At 66.2% G+C, this 15,676-nt stretch carries 18 protein-coding genes; 12 read left to right on the top strand and 6 right to left on the bottom strand.

Annotation, left to right across the window (positions count from 1 at the left end; all coding sequences use genetic code 11):
• Positions 1 to 205 precede the first annotated feature (205 nt).
• The 4 genes from rplS to AC1DE3_RS03455 all read left to right on the top strand — a co-directional run bounded on the left by rplS (position 206) and on the right by AC1DE3_RS03455 (position 3,900).
• Complete coding sequence (gene rplS, locus AC1DE3_RS03440; RefSeq protein ID WP_441512053.1) at positions 206 to 601, top strand: 50S ribosomal protein L19; 396 nt, start codon at positions 206 to 208, stop codon at positions 599 to 601.
• Positions 602 to 773: 172 nt separating this feature from the next.
• Positions 774 to 1,223 (top strand): MarR family winged helix-turn-helix transcriptional regulator, encoded by a 450-nt coding sequence (locus tag AC1DE3_RS03445; protein WP_441512052.1) that lies wholly within the window; start codon positions 774 to 776, stop codon positions 1,221 to 1,223.
• Complete coding sequence (locus AC1DE3_RS03450; protein ID WP_476778912.1) at positions 1,220 to 2,845, top strand: efflux MFS transporter permease; 1,626 nt, start codon at positions 1,220 to 1,222, stop codon at positions 2,843 to 2,845. The genes AC1DE3_RS03445 and AC1DE3_RS03450 overlap by 4 nt, the downstream gene beginning before the upstream one ends.
• 14 nt (positions 2,846 to 2,859) lie before the next feature.
• On the top strand, positions 2,860 to 3,900 hold the full coding sequence (locus AC1DE3_RS03455) for an HlyD family secretion protein (protein WP_441512050.1): 1,041 nt from the start codon (positions 2,860 to 2,862) through the stop codon (positions 3,898 to 3,900).
• An 11-nt stretch (positions 3,901 to 3,911) separates the two neighbouring features.
• Here the strand turns inward: AC1DE3_RS03455 and AC1DE3_RS03460 are convergent, their stop codons facing one another.
• Positions 3,912 to 5,126: an aminotransferase class V-fold PLP-dependent enzyme gene (locus AC1DE3_RS03460; protein ID WP_476852077.1), complete on the bottom strand. Its 1,215-nt coding sequence runs from the start codon at positions 5,124 to 5,126 to the stop codon at positions 3,912 to 3,914.
• 100 nt (positions 5,127 to 5,226) lie between these two features.
• Between AC1DE3_RS03460 and kynA the strand changes: the two genes are divergently transcribed.
• From kynA to leuD, 6 genes are all read left to right on the top strand, one after another.
• Positions 5,227 to 6,075, top strand: coding sequence for a tryptophan 2,3-dioxygenase (kynA, locus tag AC1DE3_RS03465; RefSeq protein WP_476778910.1), 849 nt, complete (start codon positions 5,227 to 5,229; stop codon positions 6,073 to 6,075).
• Between the two features lie 133 nt (positions 6,076 to 6,208).
• A complete protein-coding gene (locus AC1DE3_RS03470) occupies positions 6,209 to 6,361 on the top strand; it encodes a hypothetical protein (protein WP_156134498.1) in 153 nt (50 codons plus the stop codon).
• A gap of 114 nt (positions 6,362 to 6,475) precedes the next feature.
• Positions 6,476 to 7,894 carry a 3-isopropylmalate dehydratase large subunit gene (gene leuC, locus AC1DE3_RS03475; protein ID WP_476778909.1) on the top strand — a complete coding sequence of 473 codons (1,419 nt, stop codon included), beginning with the start codon at positions 6,476 to 6,478 and terminating at the stop codon, positions 7,892 to 7,894.
• A gap of 23 nt (positions 7,895 to 7,917) precedes the next feature.
• Positions 7,918 to 8,163: a hypothetical protein gene (locus AC1DE3_RS03480; RefSeq protein WP_441512046.1), complete on the top strand. Its 246-nt coding sequence runs from the start codon at positions 7,918 to 7,920 to the stop codon at positions 8,161 to 8,163.
• Positions 8,163 to 8,609 (top strand): metallopeptidase family protein, encoded by a 447-nt coding sequence (locus AC1DE3_RS03485; RefSeq protein ID WP_441512045.1) that lies wholly within the window; start codon positions 8,163 to 8,165, stop codon positions 8,607 to 8,609. Before AC1DE3_RS03480 ends, AC1DE3_RS03485 begins: the two co-directional genes overlap by 1 nt.
• Before the next feature lie 26 nt (positions 8,610 to 8,635).
• Positions 8,636 to 9,238, top strand: a complete 603-nt coding sequence (leuD, locus tag AC1DE3_RS03490) for a 3-isopropylmalate dehydratase small subunit (protein ID WP_476778908.1) — start codon at positions 8,636 to 8,638, stop codon at positions 9,236 to 9,238.
• Positions 9,239 to 9,392: 154 nt separating this feature from the next.
• Here the strand turns inward: leuD and AC1DE3_RS03495 are convergent, their stop codons facing one another.
• The gene (locus AC1DE3_RS03495; RefSeq protein WP_476778907.1) at positions 9,393 to 10,643 is read right to left on the bottom strand and encodes a DUF1501 domain-containing protein; all 1,251 of its coding nucleotides are present in this window, start codon (positions 10,641 to 10,643) and stop codon (positions 9,393 to 9,395) included.
• Positions 10,644 to 10,648: 5 nt separating this feature from the next.
• A complete protein-coding gene (locus AC1DE3_RS03500) occupies positions 10,649 to 12,115 on the bottom strand; it encodes a DUF1800 domain-containing protein (RefSeq protein ID WP_476852078.1) in 1,467 nt (488 codons plus the stop codon).
• A gap of 272 nt (positions 12,116 to 12,387) precedes the next feature.
• Here AC1DE3_RS03500 and rpiB point away from each other — a divergent pair, with 272 nt between their 5' ends.
• Entirely contained in the window at positions 12,388 to 12,837 is a 450-nt protein-coding gene (rpiB, locus tag AC1DE3_RS03505; protein ID WP_476778905.1) for a ribose 5-phosphate isomerase B, read from the top strand.
• Positions 12,838 to 13,263: 426 nt separating this feature from the next.
• Here rpiB and AC1DE3_RS03510 read toward each other — a convergent pair whose 3' ends face one another.
• Together AC1DE3_RS03510 and AC1DE3_RS03515 are read right to left on the bottom strand one after the other, a co-directional pair.
• On the bottom strand, positions 13,264 to 13,530 hold the full coding sequence (locus tag AC1DE3_RS03510) for a hypothetical protein (protein ID WP_476778904.1): 267 nt from the start codon (positions 13,528 to 13,530) through the stop codon (positions 13,264 to 13,266).
• A 260-nt stretch (positions 13,531 to 13,790) separates the two neighbouring features.
• Positions 13,791 to 13,964 carry a hypothetical protein gene (locus tag AC1DE3_RS03515; RefSeq protein WP_476778903.1) on the bottom strand — a complete coding sequence of 58 codons (174 nt, stop codon included), beginning with the start codon at positions 13,962 to 13,964 and terminating at the stop codon, positions 13,791 to 13,793.
• Positions 13,965 to 14,239: 275 nt separating this feature from the next.
• Between AC1DE3_RS03515 and AC1DE3_RS03520 the strand changes: the two genes are divergently transcribed.
• Positions 14,240 to 14,407, top strand: coding sequence for a DUF1214 domain-containing protein (locus tag AC1DE3_RS03520; RefSeq protein ID WP_476852259.1), 168 nt, complete (start codon positions 14,240 to 14,242; stop codon positions 14,405 to 14,407).
• Positions 14,408 to 14,539: 132 nt separating this feature from the next.
• Here the strand turns inward: AC1DE3_RS03520 and AC1DE3_RS03525 are convergent, their stop codons facing one another.
• Complete coding sequence (locus AC1DE3_RS03525; RefSeq protein ID WP_476778902.1) at positions 14,540 to 15,631, bottom strand: ATP-dependent DNA helicase; 1,092 nt, start codon at positions 15,629 to 15,631, stop codon at positions 14,540 to 14,542.
• Positions 15,632 to 15,676 lie beyond the last annotated feature (45 nt).

A 15,676-nucleotide genomic window follows, 5' to 3' on the forward strand; every position in this document is an offset into this window, starting at 1 on the left:
GCCTGCGTCCGGTCGGTGTGGCGTCTCGGTCCGGGCAAGGCTAAGCATGCCGCATGGATCGCCAACAAGCGGTTCGGCGCCGCCGCGCTTTGCCGGCATTGCCGCTCGACAAATCCGCCGCGCTCCTGTAAGGCCCCGCACTCAACTGAAAACAGCGAGCCGTAACGCCCGCGTGTCCACACGCGAAACGGCCATGGAGAGACCCATGAACATCATCGAACAGCTCGATCAGGAGCAGATTGCCAAGCTGAGCGAAGGTCGCGAGATCCCGCCGTTCCAGCCCGGCGACACCGTGCAGGTCAACGTCAAGGTCAAGGAAGGCGAGCGCAGCCGCGTCCAGGCCTATGAAGGCGTCGTGATCGCCCGCAACGGCGGCGGCCTCAACCAGAGCTTCACCGTCCGCAAGATTTCCTATGGCGAGGGCGTCGAGCGCGTCTTCCCGCTGTTCTCGCCGAACCTCGACTCGATCAAGGTCATCCGCAAGGGCAAGGTGCGCCGCGCCAAGCTCTATTACCTGCGCGATCGCCGCGGCAAGTCGGCCCGCATCGCCGAGCGCGTCGAGGCCAGGCCTGCCAAGGGCTCGAAGGCGGCCGGCAAGTAAGCCGCAGCTTCAGCGCAGAGAGTTCGAAACGCGGTCCTTCGGGGCCGCGTTTTTTATTGCCCAATATCTATTCATTCCAAAAACGCATATCGAACCGCAAAATCCTCATTTGATATGCATCTATGTCGGCTATAAGTAGGACAATCATTAGCATGCTATTTATATCAACATCATGGACCTCTCCCCACTTCAGGCCGCCTTCACCGCCGAGCTTGCCGCCGTCAACCGGAAGCTGAGGGCTCTGGTCGACGAGCGCGCACGCGACATGGGGCTGACGCTCTCGCGCGCCCGTCTGCTGATGGAGCTCGCCAAGGAGGACGGACCGATCCAGTCCGATCTCGCCGGCCTGCTCGACATCGAGCAGCCGACGCTGGTGCGGCTCCTCGACGGCCTCGAACGCAACGGCATGATCGAGCGCCGCGCCGTCGAAGGCGACCGCCGCGCCCGCCGCGTCTTCCTCACCGAGACCGCCCGCGCCCAGGCGCAGGACATCCTGAACTTCCTCGCCGCGCTGCGCGCCGGTATCCTGCAGGGTATCGCTCCGGAGGAACTGGAAGCGGCGCTCGATGTGCTCCGCCGCACCTCGCGCAATATCGCCGCCGGGCGGAGCGCCGCCCCATGAGCGCGCCGGAAACCACGACCGCACCGCCCGCCCAGCCCTTCGGCCTCACCATGCCGCCGGCCCGCGCGCTCGCCTACATGCTGGCTTCGGTTACGCTGGCGATGACGCAGCAGATCGGCCAGAACATCGTCAACACCAACATCTACCAGATCCAGGGCGAGCTTGGCGCTACCCTCGCCGAGACCAACTGGCTGATCGCTGCCTACATGGCGCCGAACGTCTCGCTCTCGATCGCCCTGATCAAGATCCGGATGCAGTACGGGCTGCGCAATTTCGCCGAGATCAGCCTGGCCGGCTTCGTCTTCGCGACGCTGCTCAACCTCCTCTTCGTCCGCGATCTGCAATCGGCCGTGGTGGTCCGCTTCATGAGCGGCATGGCAGCGGCGCCAATGTCCTCCCTCGCCTTCTTCTACATGATCGAGCCGCTGCCGCCGCCGAAGAAGCTCACCGTCGGAATCTCGCTGGCGCTCACCAACACCACGCTCGGCATACCCGTGACGCGGCTGATCTCGCCCTGGCTGCTCGACATCGGCGGCTTCCATGGCCTGACCCTGTTCGAGATGGGGCTGGCCCTGCTCGCCTTCGGCTTCGTCTACGCGTTGCCGCTGACCTCGCCGCCGCGGGTGAAGTGCATCGGCCCGCTCGATCTCGTCAGCTACCTGTTCATCGCCGTCGGCTTCGGTTCGATCGCCGTCGTGCTCAGCCTCGGCCGGATCTACTGGTGGTTCGAGGCGCCCTGGCTCGGCTGGCTCGTCGCCTGCGCCATCCTCTGCCTGATGCTGGCCGCGATCATCGAGCTGCATCGCGACAGCCCGCTCATCGACATCCGCTGGCTGACGAGCCCGACGACGCTGCATTTCGCCGGCGCGCTGCTGCTGCTGCGCGTGCTCCTGGCGGAACAGACGGTCGGCGCCTCCAACTTCTTCCAGGCGCTCGGCATCCAGAACGAGCAGACCATGCCGCTCTATGCCGTCATCTTCTGCGCGGTCCTGGCCGGCGGGCTGACCTGTGCGCTGCTGCTGCGGCCCGGCCGCGAGAACTGGTTCTACGGCGTGGCTCTGGCCTGCGTCTCGCTGGGCGCCTGGCTCGACAGCGGCGCCACAAGCCTGACCCGGCCGCATGACATCCATTTGAGCCAGGCACTCGTCGCCTACGGCTCGGGGCTCTACCTGCCGACTGCGATGGCGCAGGGCATGGGCAGCGCGATTGCGCGCGGCCCTGTCTATATCCTCAGCTTCATCACCGTCTTCCTGTTTACGCAGAGCATCGGCGGCCTGCTCGGCTCGGCCATCTTCGGCAGCTTCGTCACCCTGCGTACCAGCTTCCACTATCATGTGCTGACCGAGCATTTCGCGATGTCTGATCCGCTGGTCGCCCAGCGCATCGGCCAACTCGGCGGCAGCTACGGCCACGTCCTGACCGACACTGCGCTGGCCCGGGCCGAGGGCGTGACGCTTCTTGCCCAGCAGGCTACGCGAGAAGCCCTCGTTCTTGCCTATAACGATGCCTTTCTGCTGATCTCGCTGCTCGCCGGCATGGCCCTCGCCGGCCTCCTTCTCCATCTTGCCATCCTGCGCCTCAGGGCGCGCTCCGCCACCGCCCCTGCCCCCGCAGCCGGCTGATCACTGCACCGACCATGACCCGCCTCTTCCGCTCCCTTTCGACGTATGTTGCCCTGGCTATCGGCCTCGTCGGCCTCGCCGTGATCCTCTACGCTTGGCGGCTGCCGCCCTTCGCCAGCGCCATCGAGACCACCGAAAACGCCTATGTCCGCGGCCAGGTCACCGTCATCGCGCCGCAGCTCGCCGGCTATGTCGCCGAGGTGCCGGTGCAGGACTTCGCCACGGTCAAGCAGGGAGACCTGCTCCTGCGCATCGACGACCGCATCTATGCGCAGAAGCTGGAGCAGGCCCGCGCCAGCCTTGCCGCCCAGCGCGCGGCGCTCGCCAATTCGGATCAAGCCCGCGCCTCCGCCGAGGCCAGGCTGCGTGCCGCAGTGGCGAATGTCGCCAGCGCCGAGGCTGCGCTGCGCACCGCCGAGGCGAACTGGGGCCGCATCGAGCCGCTGCGCGAACGCGGCGTCGTCAGCCAGACCAGCACCGACCAGAGCCAGCAAGCGCTCGACCAGGCCCGCGCCTCCCTCGCCGCCAGCAATGCCGCTGCCGAAGTGGCGCGGCAGGATATTCAGACCGCCATCGTCAACCGCCAGTCGCTGGTGGCGGCGGTCGAGGGTGCCGAGGCCACGGTCCATCTCGCGGAGATCGACCTCAGCAACACCCGCATCACCGCCCCGCAGGACGGGCGCCTCGGCGAGGTCTCGGCCCGGCTCGGTCAATACGTCTCGGCCGGCACGCAGCTCATGGTACTCGTTCCCGCCCAGACCTGGATCATCGCCAATTTCAAGGAAACCCAGCTTGCGGGCATGCGGATCGGACAACCCGTGAGCTTCACCGTCGATGCCCTGCGCCATGCCACGCTGACCGGCAAGATCGAGCGCTTCTCGCCGGCGGCGGGCTCGGAGTTCAGCGTCATCCGGCCGGAAAACGCCACCGGCAACTTCATCAAGATCGCGCAGCGCGTGCCCGTCCGCATCGTCATCGATCCGGGCCAGCCCCTTGCGGACGAACTGGTGCCCGGCATGTCCGTGGTGGTCAGCGTCGACACCTCGCGGCGCTGACCCCGTGCGCTTCAGGCCAGCGTCGCCAGCCGCTCCAGCAGCAGCCGCGCATCATCCGCGTTCTGGTAGAGGCCGAAGCCGAGGCGCAATCTGTCGCCGCGCAGGTCGACGGTGATCCCGGCCCGCGCCAGCCGCTCATGCCAGAGCGGCGCATCGGCATGGCGAAAGGTCAGGAAATTGCCGCGCGCCGGCTCGGAAAGCGGCAGCACGAGATTCTCCGGCGCGAGCACGCCGCAAGGCCGGCGCACCAGCCCCTCCGCGACGATGGCTTGAAGGGCATGGGCGTGGGCGTGGATCGCCGCCGCGTCCAACCCTCGCGCGTCGAGCCAGTCGAACACCGCGCCCATGCGGTAGAGCCCGGAAGGATCGAAAGTCGCGCCCATGAAGCGCCAGCCCGTCTCTGCATAGCCGACGCCGCCCTGCGGCCCAGAGAGCGCGCCGAAGGAGGCATACCAGCCGGTGTCGCGCGGCCTCATGGCGAAGCCGGGCGGGCAGTGCATGAAGCAGGCGCCCTCCCCCGCCATGGCGTATTTGTAGCCGCCGGCGATGTAGAAGGCCTTGTCGGCGATGGCCGAGAGATCGGTCGGCCGCGCCAGGAAGCCGTGATAGCCGTCGATAACGACCAGGCGCCCAGGCGCGGCGACGCCCGCGACCAGCCCGTCAAGATCGGTCAGCACATAGCCGGAATTGAACTGCACCTGGCTGACGAAGACCATGTCGGGATCGCCCGCCTTCGCCGCCGCGATCAGCCGCTCCGTCAGGCCGGCGAAGGGCTCGGCCGGCACGATTGTGAGCGCGACCAGCCCCTCCTCCGCCAGCCGTTCGATCTGCCGCCGGAAGGAATGGAATTCGGCGTCATCGGTCAGGATGCGCGGCACGCGGTCCCGCGGCAGACAGGAAAGCAGCCGGTTGACGAATTCATGGGTGTTGTTGGCCGGCACGAGCCCGTCGATGCCGGGCAGTTTGAGATGCCCAGCCACGCCCCGCGCCACTTTCGGCCAAACGGAGTCGAGAACCTCTTCCCATTTGCCGTCCACGAGGCGGGCGGCATCGTCCCAATAGCGCAGATGCGCCTCGCGGGTGACGTTCGGCCAGAAATGGTGGCTATGGGCGGCGAAATGCAGCTCGTCCGGCCAGTTCTGCCGGAAACGTGAGAATTCCGCGGCAAGATCGAAGGGTGGCTGGCCGAGCCGCGCAGGAGCATGGGTCGCCCGATCGATCGCCATCGTCACGTCCTGCCCGCCTTGCCGACACGGCGAAATACTTTAAGCTTAAAATATAGACCGCCTTCCCTTCGTCAAGGCGGGCAGCGAGGAGGTCGGAGCGATGGGCACCGGATCGGGCGATCATCGGAGCCGGATCGAGCCGGGCATGCAGACCGACTTCAAGGAGCGGATGGATTATGCCTCCTATCTCGGCCTCGATCTCCTGCTGGCGGCACAGAAGCCGCTGAGCGATGCTCCGGACGAACTGCTCTTCATTACCATCCACCAGGTCCAGGAACTCTGGCTGAAGCTGGCCGCGCACGAGCTCGACGGCGCCATCGCGGCGATCCGGGACGACCAGTTGCAGCCCGCCTTCAAGTCGCTGGCGCGCGTCTCGCGCATCCAGGCCCAGCTTGTCACCGCCTGGGATGTGCTCTCGACCATGACCCCGGCCGACTACCTCGCCTTCCGTGACGCGCTCGGGCAGTCCTCAGGCTTCCAGTCCTATCAGTATCGCGCGCTGGAATTCCGCCTCGGCGCCAAGGACCCGCGCATGCTGGCGATGCACCGGCACCATGCCGAGCACCACGCCCACCTGCAGGCGCTGCTGGAAGCGCCGAGCCTCTACGACGAGGCGCTGCGCCTGCTCGCCCGGCGCGGCCTGCCGATCCCGGCCGATTGCATCGAGCGCGACTGGAGCGTGCCGCATGCGGCGAGCGAGATGGTGAAGGCCGCATGGCTGACGATATACCGGGACACGCAGCACCATTTCGATCTCTACGAACTTGCCGAAGAGCTGGTCGATCTTGAGGACCAGTTCCAGCAGTGGCGCTTCCGCCATATGAAGACAGTCGAGCGCATCATCGGCTTCAAGCCGGGCACCGGCGGCTCCAGCGGCGTGAAATTCCTGAAGACGGCGCTGGAGCGCTCCTTCTTCCCGGAGCTCTGGCAGTTGCGCAGCGAGCTGTGACGCACCGGCCGTCCTGCCCGCTCTCATGCCAGGCCAGACCTCTGCGTCACGGCGATGACGCTCCTGCGCGGCATCGATTGTCCACCTTCATTGGAACTGCTACATAGTGGCCATGTCGCCGTGTGAGCATCATTTGCAGCGCTTCAGCGCCGTGCAGGGAGAGGGCCATCTGCCGCCCCTGCCGACGACGCAGGATTTTGCCGCGCTGCATGACCATGCCCGCCTGCCGTGGCGCTTCTTCGGCCGCTTCACCGCCTCCATCGCCGCGGGCCTTACCGGCGCCTGAGACCGGCCGCTTCCGCGCGGCCGGCGACAGGCGACTGATTTGAGCGCGTCGGAATGACCGGCGCGGCAATGCATCGATTTTCCAGATCACAATTCCCAAGACCGAGACCAAGCCATGACTGCGTCAACAGGCCTCCGCACCCTCTACGACAAGATCTTTGACGATCACGTCATCGACCGGCAGGACGACGGCACCTGCCTGCTCTACATCGACCGCCACCTCGTCCATGAAGTGACGAGCCCGCAGGCCTTCGAGGGGCTGCGCATGACCGGCCGCAAGGTCCGCTCGCCGGAGAAGACGCTCGCCGTCGTCGACCACAACATCCAGACGACCGACCGCTCCAAGGGCATTCAGGAAGAGGAAAGCCGCGTCCAGGTCGAGGCTCTCGCGAAGAACGCCAGGGACTTCGGCGTCGAGTACTTCAACGAGCTGGATAAGCGCCAGGGCATCGTCCACATCGTCGGCCCCGAGCAGGGCTTCACCCTGCCGGGCACCACGATCGTCTGCGGCGACTCGCACACCTCGACGCACGGTGCTTTCGGGGCGCTCGCCCATGGTATCGGCACCTCCGAGGTCGAGCATGTGCTGGCCACGCAGACGCTGATCCAGAAGAAGGCGAAGAACATGCTCGTCCAGGTGGACGGCACGCCTGCTCCCGGCGTCGGCGCCAAGGACATCACGCTCGCCATCATCGGCGAGATCGGCACCGCCGGCGGCACCGGCTCGGTGATCGAGTACGCCGGCGAGGCCATCCGCGGGCTCTCGATGGAAGGCCGCATGACGGTCTGCAACATGTCGATCGAGGGTGGCGCCCGCGCCGGCATGGTCGCGCCCGACCAGAAGGCCTTCGACTACCTCAAGGGTCGCCCCAAGGCGCCGAAGGGCGAGGCCTGGGAAGCCGCCATCCGTTACTGGGAGACGCTGCGCACCGACGAGGGCGCGCATTTCGACCGCATCGTGAAGCTCGACGCGGCCAACCTGCCGCCGATCGTCTCCTGGGGCACGAGCCCGGAGGACGTCATTTCGGTGCTCGGAGCGGTGCCCGATCCGGAGCTGATCGCGGACGAGGTCAAGCGCACCTCGAAGAAGCGTGCGCTGGAATATATGGGCCTCTCGGCCGGCACCAAGATGACCGAGATCCCGCTCGACGTGATCTGGATCGGCTCCTGCACCAATGGCCGGATCGAGGATCTGCGCACGGTCGCGAAGATCGTCGAGGGCAGGAAGATCCATGATAGCCTGGACTACGCCATGATCGTGCCGGGCTCCGGCCTGGTGAAGCAGCAGGCGGAGCTGGAAGGCCTCGACAAGATCTTCCTCGCCGCCGGCTTCGAATGGCGCGAGCCGGGCTGCTCGATGTGCCTCGGCATGAACCCGGACCAGCTCAAGCCGGGTCAGCGCGCGGCCTCGACCTCGAACCGCAACTTCGAGGGCCGCCAGGGCTATCGCGGCCGCACGCATCTCGTCTCGCCGGCGATGGCAGCGGCAGCGGCGCTGACCGGCCATTTCGTCGACGTGCGCACGCTGGGCTGAGACGGACAAGCGGGGAACGCATCATGTCGAACGATCCCCGCGAAACCGCACGCGACGCCGAGGCCAAGGCCGCGCTCGAGCGCGTCAAGCGCGACAGCGAAAGCCTGCTCGGCTCCTCGATGGGCCGGGCGGCACAGCACTTCTCGGGCGCGGACGCGCCCGAAGGCGACAGGATCGAGCTCTGGGGCCGGCGCATCGGCCGCTCACTCTCGCTGCTGGGCGTCGTGGTGCTGGCCTGGTGGCTCGGCCACCAATTGAAGATCTGGTGATGGGCAAGGCTGTGGACGCCAGGGTCACGACAACAGCGGAGATCGACTGGGACGGCGTTAAGGCGCCGTCGCAGGCAGCATTCGAGGTGCTGGCGCAGGCCGCCTTCGACCGCCTGCCGGAGGAATTCCGCGCGCTCTGCTCGGATGTGATCTTCAACGTGACAGAATTCCCTGAGGACGACGTGCTGAAGGAGCTGGAGGCGGAGAGCCCATTCGACCTGCTCGGCCTTTTCAGCGGCGTCGGCCTGCCCCAGCAGGGCTATTCGCCGCAGACCGGCCAGATGCCCAACACCATCCACCTCTATCGCAGGCCGATCCTCGACTACTGGGCGGAGAATGACGAGAGCCTCGGCGCCATCGTCACCCACGTCATGGTCCATGAGATCGGCCACCATTTCGGCTTCTCCGACGAGGACATGGAAGCCATCGAACAGGCGGCCGGCTGAGCCGGCCTTACGCAAGGACAAGAACCATGCAGCCCTTCACCACGCTGACCTCGACACCCGCCCCGATGAAGGTGGTCAATGTCGACACCGACATGATCATCCCGAAGCAGTATCTGAAGACGATCAAGCGCACCGGGCTGGGCACGGCGCTGTTCTCCGAGATGCGCTACAAGGAGGATGGCTCCGAGAACCCGGATTTCGTGCTGAACCAGCCGGCCTATCGCAAGGCCGAGATCCTCGTCGCCGGCGACAATTTCGGCTGCGGCTCCTCGCGCGAGCACGCCCCCTGGGCGCTGCTCGACTTCGGCATCCGTTGCGTGATCTCCACGAGCTTCGCCGACATCTTCTACAATAACTGCTTCAAGAACGGCATCCTGCCGATCACGGTCACGCCCGAGCAGCTCGACATGCTGTTCGACGACGCCGAGCGCGGCTCCAACGCGACGCTGACCATCGACCTCGAGAAGCAGACGATCAAGGGGCCGGACGGCGGCGAGATCACCTTCGAGATCGACCCCTTCCGCAAGCACTGCCTGCTCAACGGCCTCGACGACATCGGCCTGACCATGGAGAAGTCCTCGAAGATCGAGGCCTTCGAGGACAAGCTGAAGCAACGCGCCTGGGCGTGATTGCTTCTCCCCTCGGGGGAGAAGGTGTCTGCGAAGCAGACGGATGAAGAAAGGGTCGCGCAAGCGGCCCTTTCTTGTTTTCGGTCGAGGTTCCGCCCTCATCCGTCTCGGCTTCGCCGAGCCACCTTCTCCCCCGAGGGGAGAAGGAAGGAGCCTAAACCACCAATCCCTGCATAGGCCTGAGATCCCCCGTGCCGGGAAACACCTTCTCTGCCAGGACCGGCCCGGACAGCCCGAAGAGGTCCGCAACCACGCCCTTCGCGATCGAGCGGATATCGGTCGTCGGCGTGAGGTCGCGGTTCTGGTAGAGCTGCTCCGACTTGAGCCCCGGCCAGTCCGCGATCATCCGGCCGCCCTTCACCGCGCCGCCGACGAGGAAAGCGACAGTGCCGGTGCCGTGGTCGGTTCCGACCGTCCCGTTGACGGCGGCCGTGCGGCCGAACTCGGTCGCGACCATCACCACCGTATCCTTCCAGACCGGCGCAAGCCCGCGCTCCAGCGCCGCGAAGGCCCCGTCCAGGCTGCCAAGCAGATTGGCCAGCCGCCCTTTGGCGCCGCCTTCATTGGCATGGGTGTCCCATCCCTCGAAGGCCAGCGCCGCGATGCGCGGCCCGTCATCGGCGCCAACGAGCCCGGCGACACCTTCAGCGATCCGGCGCATGCCGTCGGCCGTATCAGGCCCGCCGCCGCCCTTCGGCTCAGCCATGCCGCTGCGCCGCGCCACCCCCTCCGTCTCGATCGCCTGCTGCAACGCCGCGGCGAGGCCTGCATCGCGCTGGCCGTAGAGATCGGCGAGCCGCATCGTCAGATCGACGCCCGCTCGCGCCATGCGCGGCGGCGCCCAGCCCAGCACCGGCGCCTGCCCCCGCACCACCAGCGGCGGCACGACGCCAACGCCGAGGACGCCCTTGCGCGAAATGCCCTCCCCGGCCGGCAGGCTCGCGATCAGCCGGTTGAGCCAGCCGTTCTCAGTGCGGCCCGGCCCCGGCTGCCCGCTCTCCAGCACATCCTGACCGTCGAAATGCGAGCGCTCGCGATAGCCCGTAGCGGCGGCGTGGACGATCGCCGCCCGGCCCTCACGATAGAGCCGGGCGAGATTCGGCATCGCCGGGTGCAGGTAGAAGAAGCCGTCGAGCGGCAGCGCCGCCTCGGGGCCGTCCTTGGCCAGCGCGATGCCCTCGCGCAGGCCGGCATAGTCGGGATCGCCGATCGGGGGCACGGCCGAAAGCCCATCGAGCGCTCCGCGCAGCACCACCAGCAGGAAGCGCGGGTCGCGGCTGCCCGGCGCCGCATAGGCGAATTTCGGCACGAAGGACCAGCCAAAGAGTGCACCCGCCGCGCCGAGCACGGCGCGCCGCGACGGCGTCATCCGTTCGCAATCATCGTCATCGTCGTGGCGATCCATCGGCCTCACCTCCGCTGGAATTCGGGCGACATCAGCAACAGCGCCAGCGCCTGCGGGCGGCTCTCCGCCCGCGCCACCGCCTGCTTCGTCTCAGGCGAGAGGATCGGACCGAGAACGTCCTCGCTCAGACCCGGCGGGTCCTGAACCGCATTCGCCGCCTGCCGGCCCCAGCCGGCGGCGACGTCGATGCGCGTCTTGATGCCTTCGGCCGAGGCCCAGGCGGCATTGGTGTCGGCATAGCCGTTCGGCCCGGGGGGCTGCCAGAAGGGCTGCCCCATAGCCGCGAGCGGTCCGACGATCTGCCCGAAATCAGGCTGACGCCCGAGCGCCCGATAGGATGCGAGGAGGAATTCCTGCGGCGAGCGGATCTTGCTTGCAGGCGCTGTCCACGCCTCATTGCTGCCGATCAGCGCTCGATAGACGGAGGGCAGGTCGCCGCCGCTCTGGCGGAAGGTCGCGGCCAAGAGTTCGACGAGCTTGGGCGGCGGCACGTCCGCCACGAAATGCCTTGCGAGCTTGGTCGCGATGAACCGCGATGTCGCCGGGTGGCGCGCAAGGTCGGTCAGCGCGGCGACACCCTGCGCCCGGCCCGGCTGATCGTAGAAGCGGCCGAGCAACGGCGTCACGCCCGGCTCGTGCAGCCCGGCATTGAAGGCGAAGGAGCCGGGAAAGCCAAGCACGCCTTCGCGCCCCACGACGGTCCAGCCGGTGATGATGCGGGCGAGATTGGTGACGTCAGCCTGGCCGTAGCCGCCGGCAACGCCGAGCGTGTGCAGTTCCATGATCTCGCGGGCGAGGTTCTCGTTCAGCCCGCGTCGCTGGCGCCGCCCGGCCGGCGAGTTGGGGCCGACGGACTGGCGATTGTCGAGAAAGTCGAGCATTGCCGGATGGCTCTCGGCCGCGATCAGCATCTCCTCGAAGTGGCCGAAAATGTGCGGGCGGATGGCCTCGCGCTCATAGGTTCCCGCCATGATCCGGGACATGTTGCTCTTGATCGCACTGACGCAGAAATGGTTCGACCAGAACATCACCAGCCGCTCGGCGAAGCCGGTCTCGGCCGCGAGCGCCAGATCGACACGCGCCTTCACCTCGTCGCGATAAGTCTTGTAGGGCAGCGCCGGCTGGTTCGGCGCCTTCGTTGGCTGAGCCATCTGGTTCTGCGATGCCGCGGGCGGCGTTTCAGCTTGCGCCGCGCTGGCGACCTGCATGCCCTGAACGGGCTGCTGCATGGCCATGCGCTTGGCCTCGCGCTCCCGCTTCTCATCATCCTCAAAAGCGTAAAGCGCCTTGCCGATCTCGGCCGCGCCTGACAGCAGCGCGCCCTGGGGTTGCGCGACGATCCCGGTCGCGATCTCGGCCAGCAGCCGATCCCGCGCATCACGGCGCACTGCCTCGCCCTGCCCCGGCTTCGGCCCAAGGCCGAAACGCTGGAGGGCGATGGCGCCCGCCTTCAGATCGTCCGGTCCCGCCATGCCGCCGGCCTCCGCTGACCATCCCCACCAGCATCCGCAGCGACTATGGCAAAAAAGCAAAGGGATTCATGACAATTCGGCAATCTTCGACCATGAGACTTCGCTCGTGAAGTATCTAGACCGCCGGCTCCCGGCCCTTTCCAGGCACCGACCCCGCCCGCTCTCGATCAGGCTGCCGCCATTCGAAAACTGGAAGAATTGACGAAACAAACAGCACCTGATCCAACTCGGCCAAGCCGTCGGATTGCCTCGGGAAACAGGACGCCTTCTCCTTGACAGCAAGCAACCGCATCGTCCTCTCCAGCGACCATGCTGCCATTCAACTCCGACGGGCCATTGCCGCTCATATCGCGACGCAGGGCTGGGATGTGGTCGACATCGGACCGACGACACCGGAGAGCACACACTATCCCAAGCACGGAGAAGCAGCGGCGCGGCTCGTCGCTTCCGGCGATTGCCGGCTCGGCATTATCCTCTGCGGCACCGGCCAAGGCATCATGATGGCGGCTAACAAGGTCAAGGGCATCCGTTGCGGCGTCTGCGCCGACACATTCTCAGCCCGCATGATCCGCCAGCATAACGATGCCAACATGCTGTCGATTGGCGCGCGCGTGGTCGGCGAAGGGCTGGCGCTCGATATCGTGGATGCGTTCCTGAGCGCCGAATTCGAAGGCGGCCGGCATGCGACGCGGGTGGAGATGATCGAGGCGCTGGAGGAGTAGCGCCGTTCTTTGCTTCCTGTTTCGGGACATGCCCTGTTTCAGGCAACGGACCAATATCGGGACGCGACCCATCTCGGAAGTTTGCGCGAACGCAAAAAACCGCTGCCACCCCGAAGGATGACGGCGCCCAAGTCTAGAGAGGAAACGCCCGAAGGCAGCCGGCTGGGCCGGCCAGCCGTTCTTGCGGCGTTCAGCCGTTCGATTTCGGAGGCATTGGGATCGACGGAGGGCAGTCCCGCCAGCGCGCGCCCAGCAGATCAGCGCATCGCAGATCGTCATGCCAACGAGCCCGAGGGCGAAGCCGACCGAGCCCTCGATAGCGCCAGTCGGACACACCCAAAGATCGAGCCCTTCCGAATAAGGGGTATCGCCGCTGGCGTCGCGTAACCGGCCCCGCCGCCGCGGACGACTGCAGGGCCAGAAGCTTCAACCGCCCATGACTTTCATGGCGGCATCCATCGCCTTTGCCTTTGGATTTGCGGTGCAATAGGTCTTCATCTTGGCATCGACATCAGCGGCCATCTTGTCCATGGCAGCGTCGCCGGTCTTCGGCGTGCCGCCATTGGCCGCGACAGTCTTGAGATAATCCGCGCAGGTCATCTCAGGGTCGGTGACCTGAGCAGAGGCAGAGAGGGAAACGAGCGTCAACGCAAAGGCAGCAGCGACAGTGCGGCGTGTCGTAGTCATAGGCATGATGAAAATCCTGAAGCGCCAGCCGACATGATGCCGGTAATACGCGCGCCCCAGGTGCACAGCGCCGCATGTTCGCGCAAGCGATATTTCCTTGGAGAATATTCCAGCGTTTGACCGCTCTACGTCGGAAGATCGGGGAGGTACGACGGCCCACCGCGCCAGCGCCGTCGCTACGCCAGAGGCCAGCGTCTTGTCACGCGCGTGGGGCCGCAGCCATCCGGGCGCAGGAGAAGTCGGCTTAGCACAGGGCATGACGATGGTCAGCGCGCTACAAATTCCACAAGCATCGAGGCGAGGACGACCAAGCCCAATCCGGCGATCACAGCGAAAAGAACTGGAAATTTCGTTGGCGCTCCGACAGGTGCTTCCTCATCATCGGATATCTGGCGGCCCGCTTTCTCGTCCGTCGGCCGCATTTCGCTCGCATCGGTCATTGCCTCGTTCCTCTGACGAGCTTCCTCCCCCGGACCTCAACCCATCAACTGCAGCCGGGACAATGCGTTCCTTGCTATCGGGTGGCCGCCTAAAATAAAAGATCGCCGCTCCCGAAGAATTGATGGCCGAGACCTCATAGTGGGAGGCCACAAAATGCTTTGCTTGCGATCTGATGAACGCTCCCGGGCACTAACAAGGCCAAGCATTCCAAGATTGACCGAGAGGCGCTGTCTATGACGAACTGGAAGGCTGCCACTATTTCGCAGCCGCAACCATCCGAGCGGAGGGAGAGGGAGATGGAGAATTTGCTGCGTCGCGCAAACACAATCCGGACGGCTCGCTGACGTTTTACGTCCAGGCGGATCCGCCTCCCGAGGCGCAGGTATCAAACTGGCTGCCGGCGCCAAAGGGCGATTTCTCCCTCCATCTGCGCGCATATTGACCGAAGCCCTCAGTCGTAGATGGATCCTGCGTCCCCGCGCGCCGTTCAAAGCATAAGGTGGCCGGCGGCCGAAGGTCCGCTTCCGGGCGCCCGATCAACTTCGGCTCCCCACCCCCTACCGGACGCTCGTCCCTACATCACCACCGTGATCGTCTCGGCCGCGCGCGTCAGCCCCGTATAGAGCCAGCGCGCCCGGTGCTCGCGGAAGGCGAAGCTCTCGTCGAAGAGCACGACATCGTCCCATTGCGAGCCCTGCGACTTGTGCACCGTCAGGGCGTAGCCGAAGGTGAACTCGTCGGTGTGCTTGCGCAGCTCCCACGGCACCTCCTCCTCGGTGCCGTCGAAGAAATTCGGCAGCACCGAGACCTTCACCGCCTTGGCGCCGGTGTCGTCCTCCGGCGTGACGCGCATGGTGACCAGCCCCTTCTTCGAGGTCTTGATCTCCTGCACGATCCAGGAGCCGCCATTGAGCAGCCCCTTGCTCTTGTCGTTGCGCAGGCAGACCAGCTTCTCGCCGGCGACGGGGCTGTTGTCCGTGCGGCCCATGAGCTGGCGGATGCGGGCATTGTAGTTGCGCCGCGTCTTGTTCATCCCGACCAGCACCTGATCGGCCGTCATGACGATCTCGGGATTGACCTCGTCGCGCCGGATCACCCGGCTGGGGCCGTACTCGCCATAGTCGAGCCGGCCGCCCTCGCGCACGATCATCGACATCCGCACGATCGGATTGTCCGCCGCCTGCCGATGCACCTCGGTCAGCATCACGTCGGGCTCCTGCTCGGTGAAGAAGCCGCCGCCCTTCACCGGCGGCAACTGCGCCGGGTCGCCCAGCACCAGAACCGGCGTGCCGAAGGAGAGCAGATCGCGCCCCAATTCCTCGTCGACCATCGAGCATTCGTCGATAATGATGAGTTTGGCCTTGGTGGCGGCGCTCTCGCGGTTGAGCACGAAGGTCGGGCTCTCCTCCTCGACCCCGCGCGAGCGATAGATCAGCGAGTGGATGGTCTGCGCGCCATGGCAACCCTTGTTGCGCAGCACGAGCGCGGCCTTGCCGGTATAGGCGGCGAAGACGACGTCGCCATCGACCGCCTCGGCGATATGGCGCGCGAGCGTCGTCTTGCCGGTGCCGGCATAGCCGAACATGCGGAAGAGCTGCGGCTCGCCGGCCTGCAGCCAGCGCGCCACGGCGGTCAAAGCCGCATCCTGCTGGGGCGACCAGCTCATCGCGAAGGAAGCGTCGAAAAGGGCATGGCCCAGATGGGGCAGAGT

It is taken from the genome of Allobosea sp. 10L417, from assembly GCF_056395485.1.